At 64.7% G+C, this 5,422-nt stretch carries 6 protein-coding genes and 1 pseudogene; 6 read left to right on the top strand and 1 reads right to left on the bottom strand.

The window, feature by feature from the left end; genetic code table 11:
- On the bottom strand, positions 1–846 hold an 846-nt coding region (locus tag VN856_RS19230; RefSeq protein ID WP_325691889.1), incomplete at its 3' end, for an aldehyde dehydrogenase family protein.
- A 188-nt stretch (positions 847–1,034) separates the two neighbouring features.
- Between VN856_RS19230 and VN856_RS19225 the strand changes: the two genes are divergently transcribed.
- The 6 genes and pseudogenes from VN856_RS19225 to VN856_RS19200 form a co-directional block, all read left to right on the top strand.
- Positions 1,035–1,646, top strand: a complete 612-nt coding sequence (locus VN856_RS19225) for a TetR/AcrR family transcriptional regulator (RefSeq protein WP_325691887.1) — start codon at positions 1,035–1,037, stop codon at positions 1,644–1,646.
- Positions 1,646–2,857 (top strand): cytochrome P450, encoded by a 1,212-nt coding sequence (locus tag VN856_RS19220; protein ID WP_325691885.1) that lies wholly within the window; start codon positions 1,646–1,648, stop codon positions 2,855–2,857. The genes VN856_RS19225 and VN856_RS19220 overlap by 1 nt, the downstream gene beginning before the upstream one ends.
- Positions 2,858–3,685, top strand: a complete 828-nt coding sequence (locus tag VN856_RS19215) for an SDR family oxidoreductase (RefSeq protein WP_325691883.1) — start codon at positions 2,858–2,860, stop codon at positions 3,683–3,685.
- Positions 3,682–5,037, top strand: a complete 1,356-nt coding sequence (locus tag VN856_RS19210; protein WP_325691882.1) for a cytochrome P450 — start codon at positions 3,682–3,684, stop codon at positions 5,035–5,037. Before VN856_RS19215 ends, VN856_RS19210 begins: the two co-directional genes overlap by 4 nt.
- A gap of 2 nt (positions 5,038–5,039) precedes the next feature.
- Positions 5,040–5,246 carry a ferredoxin gene (locus VN856_RS19205; protein ID WP_325691880.1) on the top strand — a complete coding sequence of 69 codons (207 nt, stop codon included), beginning with the start codon at positions 5,040–5,042 and terminating at the stop codon, positions 5,244–5,246.
- 2 nt (positions 5,247–5,248) lie between these two features.
- Positions 5,249–5,422: pseudogene (locus tag VN856_RS19200) on the top strand (nuclear transport factor 2 family protein); the annotation flags it as partial.

Below are 5,422 nucleotides of genomic sequence, written 5' to 3'. Positions count from 1 at the left end.
CGCCGATACCGAGCACGCGCCGTTCAGATCCGCGTCGTCGAGCACGACGAGCGCGGACTTGCCCCCCAGTTCCAGGAACACCTTCTTGAGCGTCACGGCCGCGTCGCTCATCACGCTGCGGCCGGTGGCCGTCGAGCCGGTGAACGAAACCATCTCCACCCGAGGGTCTTTGGCCAACAGCGCCCCCACGCTGTGGTCGCTGGAAGTGACGATGTTGACGACGCCCGGCGGAAAATCGGTGTGCTCGGTGATGATCTCACCGAGCACACCCGCACACCACGGCGTGTCCGGCGCGGGCTTCAGCACGACCGTGTTGCCGGCGGCGAGCGCGGGACCCAGCTTGGCCAGATTGATCTGATGCGGGAAGTTCCACGGGGTGATCGCGCCAACCACACCGACGGCCTCACGCGCAACGGTTCGGCGGGTGGGGATCCCCATCGGCGATGCCTCACCGAGATCGGAGTTCCACCGGTAGTTCTCGGCGGTGTCGGCCGCGAAGCTCAGATCCCCGACCGGCCCCTCCAATTGGGCGGCGGCTGTCAGCATTCGTGGCGCGCCGACCTCGGCAATGGTGATCTCGCGCAGTTCCTCGACGTGCTCGCGCATCGCGTCGCGCAGCTGCCGAATACACCGCACCCGCAGCTCGGTGTTGCGCGACCAGTCCGTGTCGTCGAAGGCGCGGCGAGCCGCCTCAATCGCATGACCCATGTCCTCGGCGTCGGCATCAGCGGCCACACCCAGCACTTCTTCAGTGGCCGGGTTGATCGTGGGAAAAGTGCCGTGGCGGCCGCTCGTCAGCTTGCCGTCGATGAGCAGCGGGCTCACGCCGTCGGCCAGCAATGCCATCTTCGCCTCCACCGTTCGTCAGGATGGACACATGTCCGGAATAATCCAGTTGAACATAGTCTTCGCGTCGCCGAAAATGCAAGGGCGGGCACGCCGTGACCACCGCTCTCAGCTTGGATCTGCGGCTTCATCTGCTGTTATCCAGAACGGGCTTGCCTCGTGCCGGATGCATCGGATAGCTTGGACAAGTGTCCAGCGACCCAGTGGTCACGATCACTCCCGACGCCGGCGGTCCGGTCCGGGACGTGCCGCGCAACCGTCGACAGGAAGAGACCTTCCGCAAGGTCTTGACCGCAGGTGTCGAGGTTCTGCGCGAGACCTCCTACGCCGACCTGACCGTGCGCGCAGTGGCGGCCCGCGCCAAGGTGGCCCCAGCCACCGCCTACACCTACTTCTCGTCGAAGAACCATCTGATCGCCGAGGTCTACCTCGATCTGGTGCGACAGGTGCCGTACTTCACCGACGTCAACGAGCCGATGCCGACACGAGTGGATAAGGCGCTGCGGCACCTCGCGCTGGTGGTCGCCGACGAACCCGAGGTCGCCGCGGCGTGCACGACGGCGTTACTTGGCGGCGGCGGGGATCCCGCCGTGCGGGCGGTCCGCGACCGGATCGGCGCGGAGGTCCACCGTCGCATCACCTCGGCCATCGGACCCCACGCCGAGCCCCGGATCGTGTCGGTGCTCGAGATGGCGTTCTTCGGCGCACTGGTCAACGCCGCCAGCGGCGCCTACACCTACCACCAGATTGCCGACCACCTCGCCTACGCGGTCGGCCTCATTGTCAAGACGGAAGACTGATGACCCTTCAGATCGACAAGCCACTTCTGGACCCGTATGACTACGACTTCCACGAGGATCCGTACCCGTACTACAAGAGGTTGCGGGATGAGGCCCCGCTGTATCGCAACGAGGAGCTGGGCTTCTGGGCCGTGTCCCGGCACGCCGACGTACACCAAGGCTTTCGCAACAGCACCACGCTGTCCAACAAGTACGGCGTCTCGCTGGACCCCGCAGCGAGGGGTCCGCACGCGTCGAAGACCATGTCGTTCCTGGCCATGGACGACCCGGCGCACCTGCGGCTGCGCACTCTGGTGTCAAAAGGCTTCACGCCCAGGCGTATTCGTGAGCTCGAACCGCGGGTCACCGAGATCGCGCACCAGCACCTGGACATCATGGTGGAGAAGGCAGCCGACGGAGTTGTCGACTACGTGAACGAGTTCGCCGGCAAGCTCCCGATGGACGTCATCTCGGAACTGATGGGGGTCCCCGAGCCGGATCGTGACCAGGTGCGCGCCTGGGCCGACGGCGTCATGCACCGCGACGATGGCGTCACCGACGTGCCGGCCGCCGCGGTCGAGGCGTCGATCAACCTGATCGTCTACTACCAGCAGATGGTCGCGGAGCGCCGCAAGAAGCCGACCGACGACCTGACGACCGCGCTGCTTGAGGCCGAGATCGACGGCGACCGCCTCACCGACGATGAAGTCCTCGGCTTCATGTTCTTGATGGTGATCGCCGGAAACGAGACGACCACCAAACTCCTTGCCAATGCCGCATTTTGGGGCCACAAAAACCCCGACCAGTTGACCCCGGTCTACGCGGACCTCTCGCTGGTGCCGGCGTGGGTGGAGGAGACATTGCGCTACGACACCTCCAGCCAGATCCTGGCCCGCACGGTCGCCGGCGAACTGACGCTCTACGACACCACGATTCCCGACGGCGACATCCTGCTGCTGCTGCCCGGGTCGGGGCACCGCGACGAACGCGCATTCGAGAATGCCGACGACTATGTGATCGGGCGCGACATCGGTTCCAAACTATTGAGTTTCGGCAGTGGTGCGCACTTCTGCCTCGGCGCGCATTTGGCGCGGATGGAGGCCCGGGTCGCCCTCACCGAGTTGTTCAAGCGAATCCGCGGCTACGAAGTGGACGAGGCCAACGCCGTCCGCGTCCATTCCAGCAATGTCCGCGGATTCGCTCACCTACCCATGACCGTGGAGGTCCGCTGAATGCCCCGCTTTGAACGACTGCCCGAACGCCGGCCGGCCATCGTGGCCGGCGCCTCCTCCGGCATCGGTGAAGCCACGGCGATCGAACTCGCCGCACACGGCTTCCCAGTCGCCCTGGGTGCCCGCCGGGTCGAGAAGCTCGACGACATCGTCGGCAAGATCAACGCCGACGGAGGCGAGGCAGTCGGCTTCCATCTGGACGTCACCGACCCGAACTCGGTCAAATCCTTTGTCGCACAGTCGGTAGCCGCGCTCGGCGATATCGAGGTGCTGGTGGCCGGCGCGGGCGACACCTACTTCGGCAAGCTCGCCGAGATCACCACCGACGAGTTCGACTCACAGCTGCAGATCCACCTCATCGGCGCCAACCGGCTGACCGCCGCGGTGCTGCCGGGCATGCTCGACCGTCAGCGCGGCGACCTGATTTTCGTCGGCTCCGATGTGGCACTGCGTCAGCGGCCGCACATGGGTGCTTACGGCGCGGCCAAGGCCGCGCTGCTCGCGATGGTCAGCAACCTGCAGATGGAACTCGAAGGTACCGGTGTGCGGGCGTCGATCGTGCATCCCGGCCCCACGAAAACAGCGATGGGCTGGAGCCTGCCGGCCGAGAAGATCGGTCCCGCGCTGGAGGACTGGGCCAAGTGGGGCCAGGCCCGCCACGACTACTTCCTGCGCGCCGCGGACCTGGGACGAGCCATCACGTTCGTCGCCGAGACACCGCGCGGTGGGTTCATCGCGAACATGGAGCTTCAGCCCGAAGCCCCGTTGGCCGACAACAGAGATCGCCAGAAGCTCGCACTCGGCGAAGAGGGGATACCAGGACAGTGACCACAGCTATCGTGCCGCGGGTTTCCGGCGGCGCCGAAGAACACGGCCATCTCGAGGAATTCCGCACCGACCCAATCGGTTTGATGCAGCGGATCCGCGACGAATGCGGCGACGTCGGCTGGTTCCAGCTCGTCGACAAGCACGTCATCTTCCTGTCGGGCGCCGAGGCCAACGAGTTCTTCTTCCGCTCCGCCGACGAGGATCTCGACCAGGCCGAGGCCTATCCGTTCATGACGCCGATCTTCGGCAAGGGCGTGGTGTTCGACGCCAGCCCCGAACGGCGCAAGGAGATGCTGCACAACTCCGCGCTGCGTGGCGAACAGATGAAGGGCCACGCCGCCACCATCGAGGGCGAAGTCAAGAAGATGATCGCCGGCTGGGGCGACGAGGGTGAGATCGAACTGCTCGACTTCTTTTCCGAGTTGACCATCTACACGTCGACGGCCTGCCTGATCGGCTTGAAATTCCGCGAACAGCTCGACCACCGGTTCGCCGAGTACTACCACGAGCTGGAGCGCGGCACCGATCCGCTGTGCTACGTCGATCCGTATCTTCCGATCGAGAGCTTCCAGCGCCGCGACGAGGCTCGCGTGAAACTGGTTGCGGTGGTTCAGGAGATCATGAACGACCGGATCGCCAACCCGCCCACCGACAAGGCTGACCGCGACATGCTCGACGTGCTGGTGTCGATCAAGGACGAGGACGGTAATCCCCGGTTCTCCGCCGACGAGGTCACCGGGATGTTCATCTCGCTGATGTTCGCCGGGCACCACACCAGTTCCGGCACTTCGGCGTGGACGTTGATCGAGTTGATTCGTCATCCCGAGGCCTACGCCGAGGTACTCACCGAGCTCGAGGAGCTGTACTCCGACGGCCAAGAGGTGAGTTTCCATGCGCTGCGCCAGATTCCCAAGCTGGACAACGTGGTCAAGGAGACCCTGCGGCTGCACCCACCGTTGATTATTTTGATGCGGGTGGCCCAGGGCGAATTCGAGGTGCAGGGCTTCCCGATTCACAAGGGTGACTTCGTCGCGGCCTCCCCCGCGATATCGAACCGGATCCCCGAGGACTTCCCCGAGCCCGACGCCTTCAACCCCGACCGGTACAACAAGCCCGAGCAGGCCGACGTCGTCAACCGATGGACCTGGATCCCGTTCGGCGCCGGACGGCACCGTTGCGTCGGAGCCGCGTTCGCGCAGATGCAGATCAAGGCGATCTTCTCGGTTCTGTTGCGCGAGTATGAGTTCGAGATGGCGCAGGCCGCCGACAGCTATCACAACGACCACTCCAAGATGGTTGTGCAACTGGCCCGGCCGGCGAAGGCGCGCTACCGCCGGCGTAACGGGAGCTGATCATGGGATACCGGGTCGGAGTCGACTTGGATTTATGCCAAGGCCATGCGATGTGCGAACTGGAGGCCCCGGACTACTTCCGGGTGCCCAAACGCGGAAAGGTCGAGATCCTCGACACTGAACCCCCTGACGAGGCCCGCGATGAAGTCGAGCGGGCCGTCGAAATGTGCCCCACCCAAGCCCTATTGATCCAAGAGAAAGAAGACTGACAATGGCGTCACACTCCCGCGAAAAACTCGAGGCATGGGTCGACCGATGGCTGCAGGCCAACAAGGACTGCGAGAAAGCAGGCGACTGGCGACCGCTGGGAGATTTCTACGCTCCTGAGGCGACCTACGGCTGGAACATCGGCCCCAAGGAAGACGTGATGTGCGTTGGGGTCGAC

The organism is Mycobacterium sp., assembly GCF_035603715.1.
GTDB lineage: Bacteria > Actinomycetota > Actinomycetes > Mycobacteriales > Mycobacteriaceae > Mycobacterium.
Note: the sequence above shows the minus strand (reverse complement) of the source record. Positions and strands in the feature narration are given on the sequence as shown.

Excerpts from the sequence above, each read along its gene's own strand:
- VN856_RS19205 (WP_325691880.1), top strand. The coding sequence starts at position 5,040 with ATGGGATACCGGGTCGGAGTCGACTTGGATTTATGCCAAGGCCATGCG.
- VN856_RS19215 (WP_325691883.1), top strand. The coding sequence starts at position 2,858 with ATGCCCCGCTTTGAACGACTGCCCGAACGCCGGCCGGCCATCGTGGCC.
- VN856_RS19220 (WP_325691885.1), top strand. The coding sequence starts at position 1,646 with ATGACCCTTCAGATCGACAAGCCACTTCTGGACCCGTATGACTACGAC.